The sequence below is a fragment of the Pseudomonas sp. CP4 genome (assembly GCF_047758505.1).
In the GTDB taxonomy this organism is placed as follows: Bacteria; Pseudomonadota; Gammaproteobacteria; order Pseudomonadales; family Pseudomonadaceae; genus Aquipseudomonas; species Aquipseudomonas fluorescens_AO.
This window is the reverse complement of the sequence record NZ_CP180489.1, coordinates 676,618-692,577: the sequence shown is the minus strand read 5'-3', so window position 1 is coordinate 692,577 and position 15,960 is coordinate 676,618. Positions and strand designations below refer to the sequence as shown.

Below are 15,960 nucleotides of genomic sequence, written 5' to 3'. Positions count from 1 at the left end.
CTGTAACCGGCAGCCGTTATTCATCGCCGGCGGGCAGCTCTTCCGTTACGGGCCTGCTGCGAAACCGGGTATTTTCAACTTGGAAATGCGCCACAAGTTTCGATAACTTCACCATCCGTACGCCCATCAAGACCACCGTCTGCCCCGATATACACATCCGTACTCGGCCACTTCGGCTTAACTCGAACACAGTGCGCTTTCCCAGCATTATTCCAATCAAACTCCATAAAGAACTGATCACTAGGGAAAATGTGTCCGGCGCCTCCCGTGGTTTCACCCGGGTAGATCTCGCCCTTTGAAATCTCGTGCTGAACGTTCAGGATGTAACCGAGGCGCCCCTGTCCCTTGTCAGAAAAATGAAAGCTTACTTGGGGAGTGGCGACATACCAGAGGATGATGGGAGCAACCAAGAGTGCTCCTGCCCAGCGCCAGATATGCCGTTTCGGTTTATTTGCAGACATGATCACGCGTGCCGTCTCCCCAGCTTGAACGTGGTAGCGCCAGGACTTCGTCCATGAGCATTTTTGCGGTTACTCCACCGGTAGGATGCTGCTTGTACAATTTGATGCCGATACTGATCGAGACTCGATCGCCAATGTCATCCCACGCGCGCAGCCCTTCAATATCAGCTGAGCGGTGTGGACCTTTTCGCTCGTCCCACTTCTGAATTTTCCTGATGGAGTCTGACGCAATCTGCTCAAGGCCGGCACCGTCCAGAAGAGCGCTTTCAGTGAGGCCACCCGCGCGTCCCACGTAGCCATAGTGGATGTTGGACCAGATGTCGTAAAAGTAGTCGAGCTGACCATGCTTCTGCCAAGCGCCACCGAACTGTTGCCCGATCGTGACTTTATGATCCCAAGGTCTGTTCTGTCCGACGCGCTCAGTCCAAAGTGCCATTGCTGTAACGGTATTACCTAGTTGCATCGCCTGAAAATTCGGCGGTGAAAGGCGCGCATACCAAGGTAGCTTTTGAAACTTCGCATTCTCCGCTGCGGCGTCGAAGCTATTGAGCTGTTTCATTTTGAGAATCGATGGATGTTTGATATTTCGATTCATCTCTCCGGCAATGTAACCAGCTACCCGCTCCATCATGTCCGGGTCTTTGCATGTCTTTGGAGGTTGGGGTTCAGGCTTTATGTCTGGTTTTTTCGAGGCGGCTTGGGGAGTTACCAGCGCGTTGGCGGCAACAGCTTTTTCTTTCAGCTTTGGGTCGGCGAGCAGTGTGGCCATCTTCTCGTCGTCAACTGTTCCGTCAGCACGAAATGCTCCAAGGGCCATGAAATTGATGATGGGTGCGCCACCTGCATCGCCCATGACGAAGCCGCCGCCCACATTGCCTGAGCCGGTTATGATCGTTCCACCATGGCTGGTGGGACTGCCCAAGTGAGCCATCGGCCTTCCGTTCACTTGGATAGATGGAAAGCCGGTGGTAATTACAGCGCCACAGCCGCAGGTGTCGCCAACCCGAGCAGACCCCATGAAATTGATGTTCACATCAACGCTGGCAGATGCGATCGGTGTTGTAGCGTGACCGGGCAGTGGGCAGACATGCTTGTCGCCCAGTCGAGCGGAGGGAGTCATTCGTCATCCTTGTTGGGTCGTTACAGCCTCCATTCTTGAGGCTTAAGGCGTTTTTTCAGGTCGTGGAGATTAACGCAACGAACGGCGGCGAGTCAGTAGGAAATGACCGCCGCCAGATCGAGGCGAATGCTTACTCCACCGGCACGACGTTATCCAACGCCTGATTAACCGCCAGCTCGCCGAGCATTACCACTTGCGCGATACCTTGCAATGTCTTGCGCGCTGATCCTTCAACCATCCCAATCACATCACTTAACATCACCGAGGCCGAGCCCAGCGATTCGCTGGCGTTGACCAGCAGTTCTTCGGTGGCGATTTTCGGGTTGGCGAGGAACATGCTGCTGGTCTGGTAGGGCGTGGTTTTGAGGGTGTCGGTGGGTTTGAGGTAGTGGTCGAGGGCGCGGTCGGCGGCTTTGTGGAGTTTTTTTGAGTCGAGGGATTCGTAGGGGGAGATTGGGTCTGACTGTGGCGGGTTGGGCGTGACTTTGAACATGATCTTTCTCCTCGTGCCGCTTTAAAAGGAGCCATCACCCGTTCGCTACCAAACGAAGGGTGGCGGCCATGCACAGGTTGGTAGACCGGGACACGAGGCAAAACCGGCGCGCTCGAAAGCGCCCTGCGCATAGCCACCATAGAAGCCAGGCGAAGACTTCGCCAAACGGTGTCATTGCGCACCTCGTATACCCGGGCTACCAAACCCGATCACTGTTTTCAGTGACCGGCCAACGATAGAACCCCGGCCCGAGGCGCACAAGCCGGCGGATTCTGGCGTAGTCGTAGGCAATGGCGCAAGGCGTTGTAGCTTGCTGGAATAGTCTGGATGTCGGTTTTAAACGAGGTGTTTAGGGAATTGGTTTTGGCTGAGGTTTTGTGTTGATCGGGCTGGCGTCTTCGCGAGCAGGCTCGCTCCCACAGGTGTCGAGTGGGCAATGTTTATAGTGCCGTGCCAATCGGCCCCATCACACATTTTGAACTTTGCTTTCGGCGCCATTTCCATTGTTTGAGGTGACAACTTTCCAGCTCCTCCACATCTGAATCAAGGAATGACCGTGACGGCTCCCACTCATAAACCTGCTCTGCGCCGGGCAATCACTTTCCCGATGCTGTTTCTGTTTATTCTCGGCGATGTACTCGGCGCGGGTGTTTACGCCCTCGCCGGAACGATTGCGGGAGAGGTGGGCGGCGCGATTTGGGTGCCACTGCTGATCGCATTGTTCTTCGCCATGTTGACGGCAGGTTCCTACGCGGAGCTGGTGACCAAATATCCCCACGCCGGCGCGGCTTCGGTGTTCGCGGAAAAGGCGTTCAAGTCGCCGCTCATTTCCTTCCTCGTCGGTTTCTGCATGCTGGCGGCTGCGGTCACCAGCGCTGCGGGTTTGTCGCTGGCGTTTGCCGGTGATTACCTCAACGCCTTTGTCGACGTATCGCCGCAGATTGCAGCCTTGGTCTTTCTTCTGGCTATCGGCTTGCTCAATGCGCGGGGGATCAAGGAGTCGCTTGGGGCAAACCTGGTGATGACCGTGATTGAACTGTCCGGGTTGATTCTGGTGATCGTGGCTGCGGTCTGGTATTTCCGCACAGGCGAGGCGGATCTGGGGCGGACGCTCACGTTCAAACCGGGCGTCAGTCCCATGCTGGCGGTGTTGGGAGCGGCGTTGCTCGCGTTCTATTCATTCGTCGGCTTCGAAACCTCGGCGAATCTGGCGGAGGAAATCAAAGACGTGCGCAAGGTCTACCCGCGTGCCTTGTTCGCGGCTTTGCTCACCGCTGGTGTGGTTTACATGGCGGTGGGTGTGGCAGCTTCTTCGGTGTTGCCTACCGAGAAGTTGGTCGCCACGTCGGCGCCGTTACTCGAAGTTGTCCGCGCATCGACCCTCCAAATTCCACCGACACTCTTCTCCTTCATTGCGCTGATCGCTGTCGCCAACGGTGCGCTGTTAACCATGATCATGGCCAGTCGATTGACCTATGGCATGGCCAACCTTGGGCTGTTGCCGGGTGTTTTGGGTGCGGTGCTGCCTGGACGAAAAACCCCGTGGGCTGCCATTGTCGCAACCACCCTGGTAGCGATTGCGCTGACGCTCACCGGTACTTTGGCAACGCTGGCAGAGACGGTGGTTTTGCTGCTGCTGTTCGTGTTTCTGAGTACCAATGTGGCGGTGCTCGTCCTTCGTCGCGACAGGATTGAGGAGGATCACTTCCGCGTGCCGACCTTTGTCCCGGTGCTTGCGATCGTCTCGTGTCTGGTGCTGCTCAGTCAGCAAGGCTGGGAAACGTGGTTGCGGGCCGGGGCGTTGATCATTGTCGGGATGTTGCTGCACGGCTGCTCTCGCATGAAGTTTTCCGCAATCAGCAAGCCCAGCCAATGAGCACAGTCATTTTCACCATTGGCCATTCCACCCGGCCAATCGACGTCTTCATCCAGATGCTGAAAAGTTTCGACGTTAACGCCGTGGTGGACATCCGCACCGTGCCGCGCTCGCGGACCAATCCGCAGTACAACCTGGATGTGTTGCCAGAGCTGCTCGCCGAATCTGACATTGAGCATTACCAGATTGCCAGCCTCGGCGGTTTGCGCAAGAAATCGAAAACCGTGCCGGATGAGGTCAACGCATTCTGGGACAACCGCAGCTTCCACAACTATGCGGACTACGCCTTTTCGGACGAGTTTGAACAGGGGCTGAATCAACTGTTGCGGCTCAGCGACAGCAGACGCTGCGCGATCATGTGCTCGGAGGCTGTCTGGTGGCGCTGCCATCGTCGGATAGTTGCCGATTACCTGCTGAGCCGAGGCGTGGAGGTCTTGCACATCATGGACATAGGCAAGTCCACGGAGGCAATACTCAATCCTTCGGCCAAGCTTAAAGGGAATAAGCTTTGCTATCCGAGGCGTTTGGAGGGGTAGGGTTCGACTGAGGTTCTTCGTCGATTGGCGGGCGTCTTCGCGAGCAGGCTCGCCCCCACAGTGGGTGGATAGTGGTATTGAAATGTGTCACACGTTGTCAGTCGGCGGGCGGGTGAGTAAGCTGCCGACATGAATGAGACTTCAGTTTCCCCATCCTTCCCCGGCCCGCGTGGTCCCGTCGAACACGACATTCGTGATCAGATTGTCGCGGCGGCCAACGAGCATTTCAGCCAGTACGGCTATGCCAAAACCACGGTGTCCGATCTGGCCAAGGCCATCGGTTTCTCCAAGGCGTACATCTATAAATTCTTCGATTCCAAGCAGGCGATAGGCGAAGCCATCTGCGCGAACTGTCTGGGGCAGATCGTGGCGGCGGTCGAGCAGGCGATCAATGAAGCTGACCTGACGCCGACCGAGCGCTTCCGTCGTTTGGTAAAAACCGTGATCGCCACGGGTGTGAACCTGTTCTTCAACGACCGCAAGCTTTACGACATCGCAGCCTTTGCCGCCGGCGAAAACTGGCCGAGTGCGCAGCGTTACGATGCGCAGATCAAGCGCTTTATTACCGACATTGTCCGTGAAGGGCGAGAGGCCGGTGAGTTCGAGCGCAGGACGCCGCTGGATGAAACCGTCGAATCGATCCACTTGGCCCTGCGGCCCTTCGTCAATCCGCTGATGCTGCAACACAACCTGGATTTCATTGAAGTGGCGCCCACGCTGACTTCGAACCTCATCTTGCGCAGCTTGATGCCTTGACGCTCTGCTGATCCGAGGAGTCGGATCAGTCGCCCCAAACCAATCCTGTCCCTGACGCAACAACGTTTCCGATGCTCTGAAGTGACGGTTGACTGATATGGTCACTCGGATAACATGGCGCCGCAGTTTGGTCATTCCATTTCCGAGACACCCATAGAGTCCACACAATGAAAAAAACAATGCTCAAGCACCCGGTGGGGCTGGCTGTCGTTCTTGCGTCGTCGAACGTTCTGGCGGGCGGTTTTGCGCTCAATGAGCAAAGCGTCAGCGGCATGGGATCGGGTTTTGCCGGTCGCTCTTCTTCGGCGGAAGACGCCAGCACCGTTTTCGGCAACCCGGCAGGCATGGCGCGGCTCAAGCGCGAGCAGGCCAGCGTGGGGCAGGCGACGTTGTTTGCGAAGTCCGATATCAGCCAGACCCGCAGCACGTTCGGCGGCAAGGAAGACGGCGACATGGTGCCGACCACCACGGTGCCGATGGGTTATTACGTCAAACCGATCGACGAGCATTGGGCGTTCGGCGTCGGGTTTTACGTGCCGTTTGGCCTGATCACCGACTACGGCAGTGGTTTCGCCGGCCGCTACTACGCCAACAAAAGCGAAGTCACCACGCTGACGTTCCAGCCGACGATCAGCTATGCCTTCAACGACAAGGTGTCGATCGGCTTCGGCCCGACCATCAACCGCATCAGCGGCGAGCTGTCGGGGATGGTCGCCAATCCGCTGAGCCCCGGGCGCAACGACGGCAAAGTCAAAAGCACTGGCGACGATACCGCGCTGGGCTTCAACGCCGGGGTCATGGTGCAGGCCACCGAGCAGACCCGCCTGGGCCTGACCTATCACTCAAAAGTCAGTTACCACCTCGACGCGAAAAGCAAACTCAGCGATGGCATCTTCAACGTGCTCGGCGTAAGCGGTCGCAGCTATGACGCGTCGCTTGACGTCGACACCCCGGAATCCGTGGACTTCTCGGTCACCCATCAACTGAACAACGACTGGACGCTGTATGCCGGCAGCACCTGGACGCGCTGGAGTCGCTTCAAAGAGCTGACCATCGAAAACAGTGGATTGCCGCCATTGCTCGCCGCCCAGTTGGGCACGATCAGCGAAGAGCAGAACTGGCATGACACCTGGGCGCACGCCATCGGCGCGGCGTACCGGTTGAACAACCAATGGGTGCTGCGTACCGGGTTCTCGGTTGATCAATCGCCGGCGAACAACACCAATCGTGGACCGCGTATTCCCACGGGCGATCGCAAGGTGTTCAGCCTCGGTGCCGGTTGGACCCCAGCGGAGAATGTCACCATCGACGTCGCCTATTCCTATCTCTGGGAAGAGAGCGTCGAGATCAACGACATCTCGGCAGGCAAAGGGTCGTACAGCGCCAAATACAAGAATAGCGCCAGTGGACTCGGCACTTCTGTCAGCTATCGCTTCTGATTCAGGGCCGAAAATCGGGCCGGCTACATAGTGACTGTTGACGATATTGGTCACAAGGCTGAGAATATGATGATCATCCTATTTTCAGTAAAGGAATTCCATGCGCCGGCTCCGACCTTTCCCCCTCGCGGTATGTTTGTTGCCCTTGGCCCTGACGGCGTGCGGGGATTCCTCCAGCGCAAAAGATCCACGTACCTTGGCGCCGATTGTCAGATCGGTGGCGGTGCAACCGGCAGAAAATGGAACACGATCATTCACCGGCGTCGTCGCTGCGCGCACCCAGGGCGATCTGGGCTTTCGCGTCTCTGGCAAGGTGCTTGAGCGTCTGGTTGATACCGGTCAGACGGTCAAGCGCGGCCAGCCACTGATGCGCCTCGATCCGATCGACCTCGGCCTGCAGGCGCGAGCCCAACAAGAAGCGGTGAGCGCCGCTCGCGCCCGAGCCATACAGACTGCCGGTGACGAAGCGCGCAATCGCAAGCTCGTCGCCGCCGGCGCTATTTCGGCATCGGCCTACGATCAGTTCAAAGCTGCGGCCGACACCGCCAGGGCGCAACTCAATGCCGCTGTGGCGCAAGCGGACGTAGCGCGCAACGCCTCGGGTTACGCGGTTCTGGTGGCGGACGCTGATGGCGTGGTGGTGGAAACCCTCGCCGAACCCGGGCAAGTCGTCAGCCCGGGACAACCGGTGGTGCGGCTGGCGCGGGCCGGTCAGCGGGAAGCCATCGTCCATCTGCCCGAGACCTTGCGCCCCGCGCCGGGCTCGACCGCTCAGGCAAAACTGTATGGCGATACGTCGGCTGGCGTCAGCGCAAAACTGCGTCTGCTTTCCGATTCGGCCGACAGCACCACTCGTACGTTTGAGGCGCGCTATGTGCTCGAAGGCAGGTTGGCCAATGCGCCAATCGGCTCGACGGTCACCCTTGATATCGGCCAGGGTTCTGCGCCAAGACAGGCATTGAAAGTGCCCATCGCCGCCATCTACAACGCAGGCGAGGGCCCCGGTGTGTGGGTGATCGCAGGCACACCGGCGAAAGTGACTTGGCGCCCGGTCGAGGTCCTGGGCTTGAGCGATGAATCGGCCCGTGTCGCTGGCCAGCTCAACGTCGGTGAACCGATTGTCGCGCTGGGCGCGCATCTGCTGCGTGATGGCGAAGAAGTGCGCCTGCTTGCCCGCGACGACGGCCAGATTGCCGGGAGTCGTCCATGAGCGAGGACCGGTTCAACCTTTCCGCTATCGCCGTGCGCCAACGTGCGATCACGGTGTTTCTGATTTTTCTGATCGCCGTTGCCGGCGTCCTGTCGTTCTTCAAATTGGGCCGGGCGGAAGATCCGCCGTTCACGGTCAAGCAGCTGACCGTCATCACCGCGTGGCCGGGAGCGACCGCGCAAGAGATGCAGGATCAGGTCGCCGAACCCCTCGAAAAACGCTTGCAGGAACTGAAGTGGTATGACCGCTCGGAAACCTACACCCGCCCGGGTCTCGCATTTACCGTTGTCTCGTTGCTCGACAGCACACCGCCATCGCAGGTGCAGGAAGAGTTTTATCAGGCACGGAAAAAGCTCGACGACGAAGCGATCAAGCTGCCGGCGGGTGTCATGGGGCCGATGGTCAACGACGAGTTTTCCGACGTGACCTTCGCGCTCTTCGCCTTGAAAGCCAAGGGCGAGCCGCAGCGCTTGCTGGTGCGCGACGCGGAGACTTTACGCCAACGCCTGTTGCACGTACCGGGAGTAAAAAAGGTCAACATCATTGGTGAGCAGACCGAGCGGATATTCGTTTCGTTTTCCCATGATCGCTTGGCGACGCTGGGCTTGTCGCCGCAGGACATCTTCGCCGCGCTGAACAATCAAAACGTGCTGACGCCCGCCGGATCGGTCGAAACCCAAGGGCCAGAGGTGTTTTTGCGCGTCGACGGCGCGTTCGACACGTTGCAGAAAATCCGTGACACGCCGGTTGTCGCGCAGGGACGCACCCTGAAGCTGTCTGATGTCGCGACGGTCGAGCGCGGCTACGAAGACCCCGCGACCTTTCTGGTGCGCAACAACGGCGAAGAAGCGTTATTGCTTGGCGTGATCATGCGCGAGGGCTGGAACGGGCTAGATCTGGGGAAGGCGCTGGATGCCGAGACAGTCAGGATCAACGAAGAAATGCCGTTGGGCATGACGCTGTCGAAAGTCACCGATCAGGCAGTGAATATCGACTCGGCCGTTGGCGAGTTCATGGTCAAGTTTTTTGTCGCGCTGCTGGTGGTCATGCTGGTGTGCTTTCTCAGCATGGGCTGGCGTGTCGGCGTGGTGGTCGCAGCGGCAGTGCCGTTGACCCTGGCGATCGTGTTTGTGGTGATGGCGGCCACTGGCAAGAACTTTGACCGGATCACCTTGGGTTCGCTGATTCTGGCGCTCGGCTTGCTGGTCGATGACGCGATCATCGCCATTGAAATGATGGTGGTGAAAATGGAGGAGGGCTACGACCGCATCAAGGCCTCGGCTTATGCCTGGAGCCATACCGCAGCGCCAATGCTGGCCGGTACGCTGGTGACGGCGATTGGCTTTTTGCCCAACGGATTCGCGCAATCAACGGCAGGTGAATACACCAGCAACATGTTCTGGATTGTCGGCATCGCGCTCATTGCGTCGTGGGTCGTCGCCGTGGTTTTCACGCCGTACCTGGGCGTGAAGCTGTTGCCGGATATCAAGAAAGTCGAAGGCGGGCATGCGGCGATATACGATACGCCGCGCTACAACCGTTTTCGGCGGATTCTGGCGTGGGTGATTACGCGCAAATGGCTGGTGGCGGGCGTGGTTGTCGTGTTGTTCACCGTTGCGATCCCAGGCATGGGGCTGGTGAAGAAACAGTTCTTTCCGACCTCTGACCGCCCGGAAGTGATGATCGAAGTGCAGATGCCCTACGGCACGTCCATCGAGCAGACCAGCGCCGCGGCGGCCAAAGTCGAAGCCTGGCTGCACAAGCAGGAAGAGGCCAAAATCGTCACCGCCTATATCGGTCAGGGTGCGCCACGGTTTTTCCTGGCAATGGCGCCGGAATTACCGGATCCATCATTCGCCAAAATCGTCGTGCTGACCGACAGCCAGGACGCCCGTGAAACTCTGAAGTTGCGTTTGCGCGAAGCGGTCGCCGAAGGGCTTGCTCCAGAGGCGCGGGTTCGGGCGACGCAGATCGTATTCGGCCCGTATTCGCCATTTCCGGTGGCCTATCGGGTGATGGGGCCTGATCCGGCGAAATTGCGCGACATCGCCGAGCAGGTCAGGGCGGTGATGCAGGACAGCCCGATGATGAGAACCGTCAACACCGACTGGGGGCCGCTGACGCCGACGTTGCATTTCAACCTGGATCAGGACCGTTTGCAGGCAGTGGGGCTGACGTCCAGCGCAGTCGCCCAGCAGTTGCAGTTTCTGCTCAGTGGCGTGCCGATCACGGCGGTTCGCGAGGACATCCGTTCCGTCCAGGTCGTCGGCCGCGCGGCGGGCAATATCAGGCTGGATCCGGCGCAGATCGAAGGCTTCACCCTGGTCGGCGCAGCTGGGCAGCGCATCCCGCTGTCGCAGATCGGCCAGGTCGAAGTGCGCATGGAAGACCCGATCCTGCGCCGCCGCGATCGCACGCCGACCATCACTGTGCGTGGCGACATCGCCGAAGGTTTGCAGCCACCGGACGTTTCCGGCGCGATCATCCAGCAGTTGCAGCCGATCGTCGAAAACCTGCCTTCCGGCTACCGGATTGAACAGGCGGGCGCCATCGAAGAATCCGGCAAGGCCGGCAAAGCGATTCTGCCGTTGTTGCCGATCATGATCGCCATGACGCTGCTCATCATCATCGTCCAGGTACGCTCGATCTCAGCGATGATCATGGTCTTCCTTACCTCGCCGTTAGGCCTGATCGGTGTGGTGCCGACGCTGCTGATCTTCAACCAGCCGTTCGGCATCAATGCGCTGGTCGGGTTGATTGCGCTGTCGGGGATTCTGATGCGCAACACATTGATCCTGATCGGGCAGATTCATCACAACGAGCAGGATGGGTTGGCGCCGTTCCATGCCGTAGTCGAAGCGACAGTGCAACGGGCGCGCCCGGTGTTATTGACCGCGCTTGCAGCGATTCTCGCGTTCATTCCGCTGACCCACTCGGTGTTCTGGGGCACGCTGGCCTACACGCTGATCGGCGGCACGTTTGTTGGCACGATTATCACGCTGGTGTTTCTGCCGGCGATGTACGCGATCTGGTTCAGGATTCGGCCTGAGAACAAACAGCAGTAGCGGGGCTGTCGAAGGTCCGTATGAAGAAGGTTTGAATCTGAACTTTCGTGCTGGGCAAGCCCTTGACGGTGACGTGCAGCGCGCAGCTGTCTACACTGCGCGCTGCACCTGAAAATCCTTCGGGTGATTCGGAGCGTCCAGCATGTCTGTCCAGCATCGCAATAACGTGAACGTAGTAGGCGATGGCTCGGCAACGTTGGTCTTCTCCCACGGGTTTGGCTGCGATCAAACCATGTGGTGTTACCTCGTGGAGCATTTTACCGATCGCTTCAGGGTCGTCCTTTATGACCTTGTCGGTGCCGGACAGTCTGATCTCACGGCTTATGACCCGCAGAAATACAGTTCACTGGAAGGCTACGCGCAAGATCTGGCTGAAATCATCGATGAGTTCGCTGTCGGCCCGGTCATCGTCGTCGGTCACTCCGTCAGTGCCATGATCGGCGCATTGACTGACAGAGCGCATCGGGGTCGTATCGCAGCTCATGTGATGATTGGCCCGTCTCCTTGCTATGTCGACTCCGGGGGTTACGTCGGGGGATTCACACTCGAAGACATCAACTCTCTGCTGGATACCCTCGACAGCAATTATCTCGGCTGGTCGAGCACGATGGCCCCCGTCATCATGGGTGCTCCCGGCCAACCGGCGCTTGGTGAGACGCTGACGAACAGTTTTTGCCGGACTGATCCGGAAATCGCCAAGCAGTTCGCGCGGGTGACATTCATGTCGGATAACCGCGATGACGTCGTCGGTCTGGACACGCCGACTCTGATATTGCAGTCCACCGATGACATCATCGCTCCGGTCGCCGTAGGTGAGTACCTGCACCAGAGCCTGCCCAACAGCACCCTCTGTCTGGTCACCAATGTTGGTCATTGTCCGCACATGAGTGTGCCCAGCGCGTGCTCGCAAGCCATGGACCGCTTTCTTCTGCCTTGGACGAAAGACGCAGATGGTCGCTGAAACCTCCCTGATTCCCGATCCTCAGGCGCTTTTTGACGACGCGCCATGCGGCCTGATCGTCACCCGCGAAGACGGCAGCATCCTGCGTGCGAATAAGACTTTCTGTACCTGGATCGGTTGGGAAAACCCCGATCTGCAAGGCCGGCGCTTTCAGGATTTGCTCACCATGGGCGGACGGATTTTTCACCAGACTCATTGGTCTCCGCTGATACAAATGCAGGGCTCGGTGTCGGAGGTGAAATTGGATCTGGTGCGTCGTGACAAGGCCTTGATCCCCATGTTGCTCAATGGCGTTCGTCAGCAGCACGAGTCTGGCGTTGTCTATCAGTTGGCATTGTTCTGCACCACCGACCGGGACAAGTACGAACGTGAGCTATTGAAAGCCCGGCAACTGGCTGAAGGGCTTCTGGCGAATAAGGTGGCCGCTGAAACAGCATTGTCGCAGGCGCAGATGGAGCTGAAAGAAGCTTATGAAAAAGCGCAGCGTCGGGCGCTATTTGCTGAGCAAATGGTTGCCATTGTCAGCCATGACCTCAAGAACCCGCTGACGGCTATCAAAATGGCGGCAGAGATGCTCGGTCGGAAAATGCCTGAAGGGAGGGAAAAGCTGATGCTGAGCCACATCGGCAGCTCAACGGATCGAGCGCATCGAATGATATCTGATCTGCTCGATTTCGCTTCGGCCAGAGTCGGCCGAGGGCTATCCGTTTCGCCCACGGTCATCGATTTGCATTCTGTGGTTGCTCAGAGTGTCGCAGAGCTAAGGGTGGCTTTTCCAGATGTCGCTATCGAGCATCAATCGATTGGGCGGGGAGATGTCGAACTCGACGCTGATCGCATGCAACAGATCATCGGTAACCTGGTCGCCAACAGTGCGGCCTACGGCGACCAGAAAAGGCCGATTACTGTAATTTCCACGCTTGATGCCAACCGGGCAAGCATTTCGGTTCACAACTTCGGCCCTGCGATTGCCGAGTCAGCTCGGGCGAAGCTTTTCGAGCCCATGACCCGTGGCTCAGACCAGGATGATCACGTTCGCAGCGTCGGGCTTGGTCTCTTCATCGTCCGGGAAATCGTTACTGCCCATGCAGGCGATATCTCCGTGCACTCGACGGCTGATGACGGCACTACGTTTACGGTGAATTTTCCTGCTCAAGCAAACTGATCAGGCTCCACACATCAGCCTTTACGGGTGCCTGGAACACAAGCCAATTCCTTTGATCAAGAACAAACATGGCGGTTTTTTCGAACCTTCCCAGCGAAATACCTATCAACACGAAGGAGAGGTTATCGCTTGACGGCGAACACAGACAAAACACTCATTCACATGGCTGGATGGGGGCGCTGAGGTATGTAGGTGCATGCGTCAGCGCGCAACCCGGGATTGATCCATGCAGCAAGAAAGCCACAATTACCCAGTCATCGTTATCGGCACTTCCAGCGGCGGTCTCGCTGCGTTGCGTGAATTTGTAGCCGAGCTTTCGTCCGATTTGCATGCGGCCGTGTTCGTCACAATGCACATCGGAAATCAACCTAGCGTTCTCCCAAACCTGCTGGCCCAGGTGAGCCCATTACCTGTCGCCTTCGCGGTGCATGAGGAGCAGATACAGCCGGGGCGTATCTACGTTGCGCCTCCGGACAAGCATCTACTGGTCAAAAAAGGAATTATTCAGGTTTCTCGCAGTGCCAGGGAAAACCACTCTCGGCCTGCAATTGACCCGATGTTCAGATCGGCGGCCATCAGCTACGCAAGCAATGCCATAGGGGTGTTGATGACCGGTGATCTTGATGACGGTGTAGTCGGGCTTCAGGCAATCAAGGCCTATGGCGGACTGGCTTTTGTGCAAGATCCCGAGACTGCCGAAGCACCGTCAATGCCGTCGAGCGCTCTTCGTCATGTGAATGTGGACGGATGCCTTCCGCTCAGAGAATTGGGCAAGAGACTGGTACAGATCATCGAACAGCGTGCAGCCGAGGCGAACCTCCCTGGGGAGGCACAACGCATCGAGCCGTTCGCCACTGAAAATGATCTCACCGAGGATTTCAGCAAAGGCGGCTCCAGAGCGCTGGACGAGATAGGTGAAATCGCTGGCATGTCTTGTCCTGAATGCGGAGGCGCGCTGTGGGAGGTAGAGGCGTCCTCACCACGCTTTCGCTGCCATACCGGTCATGCCTACACCGCCGCCGCGTTATTTCACGCCCAGAATGAGACGTTGGAGGAAGCGCTCTGGGTGGCCGTTAGAGCCCTGCATGAAAAACAGTTACTCCTGGGGCGGCTGATTCAAAGCAGCAAGGATCGCGGCCGCATTGGCGCGTTACAAGAATACGAACTCGCAAGTCAGGGGCTCGAAAGTCACAAGGAGACGCTTCGAGCATTGATCGCATCGTTACGACCGGTTTCACTGACAAGCCAAATCTAAAGCTGCCGGTGGGCATTTACTCCGGTCAAAGTAGCGAGGTAGGAACTTTCTCATGCCGATCCGAAAGCTGACCGTCAAGGATTTGCAGGTAAACGTCTCAATCTCCGGCGAGGGCCCGCCGTTACTGCTGCTTAACGGTTTGGGTGGTCTGATCAGAACATTCGATGCCCTGCCGCTTCGGTGTTGCCAGGGGCATGCTTAGCGTCAACCCGCGAACTTATTACCACCAGCTAGCCGCTTTGGCAGGTTGGACCAGCCTGCTGCGGCTATCCCGTTTGCGCGCGCACACGCTCATTCTTATCGGCGACCGTGACACCTTGGTACAGCCGTACAACGCGCACATTCTGCGACGTTCGATTCCACAAGCCGAACTGCGCGTGCTGAAGGGGGAGGGGCATTTTTTTGTGGTGACCAGCGCTCGGCGAACTGCCGAGCTGATGCTTGCTTTCCTTGGCCGACATCAAGACGAAGAACAGGATGCGTCTCTAAGTGCAAGCCGCTTCCAGATCGCCAACCACTTGTGAACTTTCAACCGCCATTTTTGACGTGTATTTTTTATCCATTCACATCCCCGTCCAGCTCAATCAACTCACCGCCGTCGTCTCTCAATCGCTGCAAAAAAACTCGGGCATCCAGCAACTGATACGGGAAATACAGCCCCGGCCTTACAGGCGCTTGCCCATTCAGCCCAACCAATCGCTCCAGCAACATGGCCACACTGAGCCCGGTCAACGCCGCCGCACCCGCGCGGTGAACCACCGCATGCCGTGTGCGCAACGGCTGTCCATCGCGATCCGTGCCTTCGAGTTCGATGAGGATTTCCGTCGACATCGGCTGGCCCTGACGCCGGGTCGAGCTGATGCCGCTGGCGAGGTTGAACTCGACGTTCGGGGCGTCGGTGGCGGCGGCCAGGCCGGTGACGTCGATCGAGGAAAAGCCGGCGCCCTGCAGGGTCGTACCGTCGACGGCGCGGAAGCTGACCTTGGCGTCGTCGCCTTCGCGCCAGATGAATTTGCCGTCGCGGCGGGTCAGCGCAGCGGGCAGCATCTTGTTCAGGTGTTCGAAATCGACGGCTACGGTCGGGCCGCCGCCGTCCTGTTCGTCGACCAGTGCATGAATGCGGATGTCGTGCACGCGGGCGAATGCCTTGGCGATGTGCAGCGTCGCAACTGTGGTGGCGCCGACCATCCATTCGTAGCCGAGGACAATGGGAGACGCGTCAGGCGCGTGAATGAAACTGGCGATTTGCGGGGCGATTTCGAACACGCCGGAAGAGATGCTCAGGTGCGGCACCTTACGCTTTTGCGCAAAGCGCAGCCCGGCGAGGGCGTGGTCCATGTAGAACAGGACGATGGCGCTGACCGGGCGATCACCCAGCCCCAGATCTTCTGCGCGAGCATCGATGACCACACCTTGGGCATTGCCGATGTGCTCGGCGGTTTGCTCAGCCTTGGCGAGGTCGCGTCCGCCGATCAGCAAGGGTACGTCGGGATGCGCCGCGCGCAATGCGCGGGCCGTCTGGTGGCCGATGGCGCCGGAACCGCCCATGAACAGGATGGGATGAAGTGGCATGAATCCTCCGCATTTTTCCTGGTTTGAAAGGTGCTCTGGCTAGACACCCTA

14 protein-coding genes are annotated in these 15,960 nt (G+C 58.4%); 10 read left to right on the top strand and 4 right to left on the bottom strand.

From position 1 onward, the window contains the following. Positions 1-74: 74 nt before the first annotated feature. The 3 genes from ACMYUN_RS02805 to ACMYUN_RS02795 all read right to left on the bottom strand — a co-directional run bounded on the left by ACMYUN_RS02805 (position 75) and on the right by ACMYUN_RS02795 (position 2,074). Positions 75-461, bottom strand: a complete 387-nt coding sequence (locus ACMYUN_RS02805; RefSeq protein ID WP_415762754.1) for a hypothetical protein — start codon at positions 459-461, stop codon at positions 75-77. After that, the gene (locus tag ACMYUN_RS02800) at positions 448-1,581 is read right to left on the bottom strand and encodes a polymorphic toxin type 44 domain-containing protein (protein ID WP_415762753.1); all 1,134 of its coding nucleotides are present in this window, start codon (positions 1,579-1,581) and stop codon (positions 448-450) included. The genes ACMYUN_RS02805 and ACMYUN_RS02800 overlap by 14 nt, the downstream gene beginning before the upstream one ends. Positions 1,582-1,711: 130 nt before the next feature. Then, complete coding sequence (locus ACMYUN_RS02795) at positions 1,712-2,074, bottom strand: DUF6124 family protein (RefSeq protein ID WP_415762752.1); 363 nt, start codon at positions 2,072-2,074, stop codon at positions 1,712-1,714. A 550-nt stretch (positions 2,075-2,624) separates the two neighbouring features. On the opposite strand from ACMYUN_RS02795, the gene ACMYUN_RS02790 reads away from it, so the two are divergent. The 10 genes from ACMYUN_RS02790 (at position 2,625) to ACMYUN_RS02745 (ending at position 14,861) form a co-directional block, all read left to right on the top strand. Beyond that, positions 2,625-3,950 (top strand): APC family permease, encoded by a 1,326-nt coding sequence (locus tag ACMYUN_RS02790; RefSeq protein WP_415762751.1) that lies wholly within the window; start codon positions 2,625-2,627, stop codon positions 3,948-3,950. Continuing rightward, positions 3,947-4,486 (top strand): DUF488 family protein, encoded by a 540-nt coding sequence (locus tag ACMYUN_RS02785; protein WP_415762750.1) that lies wholly within the window; start codon positions 3,947-3,949, stop codon positions 4,484-4,486. Before ACMYUN_RS02790 ends, ACMYUN_RS02785 begins: the two co-directional genes overlap by 4 nt. Positions 4,487-4,615: 129 nt before the next feature. Next, positions 4,616-5,242, top strand: a complete 627-nt coding sequence (locus ACMYUN_RS02780; RefSeq protein ID WP_415762749.1) for a TetR/AcrR family transcriptional regulator — start codon at positions 4,616-4,618, stop codon at positions 5,240-5,242. Positions 5,243-5,409: 167 nt separating this feature from the next. Continuing rightward, the gene (locus ACMYUN_RS02775) at positions 5,410-6,681 is read left to right on the top strand and encodes an OmpP1/FadL family transporter (protein ID WP_415762748.1); all 1,272 of its coding nucleotides are present in this window, start codon (positions 5,410-5,412) and stop codon (positions 6,679-6,681) included. Between the two features lie 100 nt (positions 6,682-6,781). Continuing rightward, entirely contained in the window at positions 6,782-7,891 is a 1,110-nt protein-coding gene (locus tag ACMYUN_RS02770; protein WP_415762747.1) for an efflux RND transporter periplasmic adaptor subunit, read from the top strand. Next, a complete protein-coding gene (locus ACMYUN_RS02765; protein WP_415762746.1) occupies positions 7,888-10,956 on the top strand; it encodes an efflux RND transporter permease subunit in 3,069 nt (1,022 codons plus the stop codon). The genes ACMYUN_RS02770 and ACMYUN_RS02765 overlap by 4 nt, the downstream gene beginning before the upstream one ends. Positions 10,957-11,098: 142 nt before the next feature. Further along, entirely contained in the window at positions 11,099-11,917 is an 819-nt protein-coding gene (locus ACMYUN_RS02760; protein WP_310405137.1) for an alpha/beta fold hydrolase, read from the top strand. Next, entirely contained in the window at positions 11,907-13,082 is a 1,176-nt protein-coding gene (locus ACMYUN_RS02755; RefSeq protein ID WP_415762745.1) for an ATP-binding protein, read from the top strand. The genes ACMYUN_RS02760 and ACMYUN_RS02755 overlap by 11 nt, the downstream gene beginning before the upstream one ends. Positions 13,083-13,308: 226 nt before the next feature. Continuing rightward, on the top strand, positions 13,309-14,337 hold the full coding sequence (locus tag ACMYUN_RS02750; RefSeq protein ID WP_415762744.1) for a chemotaxis protein CheB: 1,029 nt from the start codon (positions 13,309-13,311) through the stop codon (positions 14,335-14,337). Positions 14,338-14,531: 194 nt separating this feature from the next. Next, positions 14,532-14,861, top strand: a complete 330-nt coding sequence (locus ACMYUN_RS02745; protein WP_415762743.1) for an alpha/beta fold hydrolase — start codon at positions 14,532-14,534, stop codon at positions 14,859-14,861. Positions 14,862-14,892: 31 nt separating this feature from the next. Here ACMYUN_RS02745 and ACMYUN_RS02740 read toward each other — a convergent pair whose 3' ends face one another. Further along, the gene (locus ACMYUN_RS02740) at positions 14,893-15,909 is read right to left on the bottom strand and encodes an NAD(P)-dependent oxidoreductase (protein WP_415762742.1); all 1,017 of its coding nucleotides are present in this window, start codon (positions 15,907-15,909) and stop codon (positions 14,893-14,895) included. Positions 15,910-15,960: the final 51 nt, after the last annotated feature.

Excerpts from the sequence above, each read along its gene's own strand:
- ACMYUN_RS02805 (WP_415762754.1), bottom strand. The coding sequence starts at position 461 with ATGTCTGCAAATAAACCGAAACGGCATATCTGGCGCTGGGCAGGAGCA.
- ACMYUN_RS02800 (WP_415762753.1), bottom strand. The coding sequence starts at position 1,581 with ATGACTCCCTCCGCTCGACTGGGCGACAAGCATGTCTGCCCACTGCCC.
- ACMYUN_RS02795 (WP_415762752.1), bottom strand. The coding sequence starts at position 2,074 with ATGTTCAAAGTCACGCCCAACCCGCCACAGTCAGACCCAATCTCCCCC.
- ACMYUN_RS02790 (WP_415762751.1), top strand. The coding sequence starts at position 2,625 with ATGACCGTGACGGCTCCCACTCATAAACCTGCTCTGCGCCGGGCAATC.
- ACMYUN_RS02785 (WP_415762750.1), top strand. The coding sequence starts at position 3,947 with ATGAGCACAGTCATTTTCACCATTGGCCATTCCACCCGGCCAATCGAC.
- ACMYUN_RS02780 (WP_415762749.1), top strand. The coding sequence starts at position 4,616 with ATGAATGAGACTTCAGTTTCCCCATCCTTCCCCGGCCCGCGTGGTCCC.
- ACMYUN_RS02775 (WP_415762748.1), top strand. The coding sequence starts at position 5,410 with ATGAAAAAAACAATGCTCAAGCACCCGGTGGGGCTGGCTGTCGTTCTT.
- ACMYUN_RS02770 (WP_415762747.1), top strand. The coding sequence starts at position 6,782 with ATGCGCCGGCTCCGACCTTTCCCCCTCGCGGTATGTTTGTTGCCCTTG.
- ACMYUN_RS02765 (WP_415762746.1), top strand. The coding sequence starts at position 7,888 with ATGAGCGAGGACCGGTTCAACCTTTCCGCTATCGCCGTGCGCCAACGT.
- ACMYUN_RS02760 (WP_310405137.1), top strand. The coding sequence starts at position 11,099 with ATGTCTGTCCAGCATCGCAATAACGTGAACGTAGTAGGCGATGGCTCG.
- ACMYUN_RS02755 (WP_415762745.1), top strand. The coding sequence starts at position 11,907 with ATGGTCGCTGAAACCTCCCTGATTCCCGATCCTCAGGCGCTTTTTGAC.
- ACMYUN_RS02750 (WP_415762744.1), top strand. The coding sequence starts at position 13,309 with ATGCAGCAAGAAAGCCACAATTACCCAGTCATCGTTATCGGCACTTCC.
- ACMYUN_RS02745 (WP_415762743.1), top strand. The coding sequence starts at position 14,532 with ATGCTTAGCGTCAACCCGCGAACTTATTACCACCAGCTAGCCGCTTTG.
- ACMYUN_RS02740 (WP_415762742.1), bottom strand. The coding sequence starts at position 15,909 with ATGCCACTTCATCCCATCCTGTTCATGGGCGGTTCCGGCGCCATCGGC.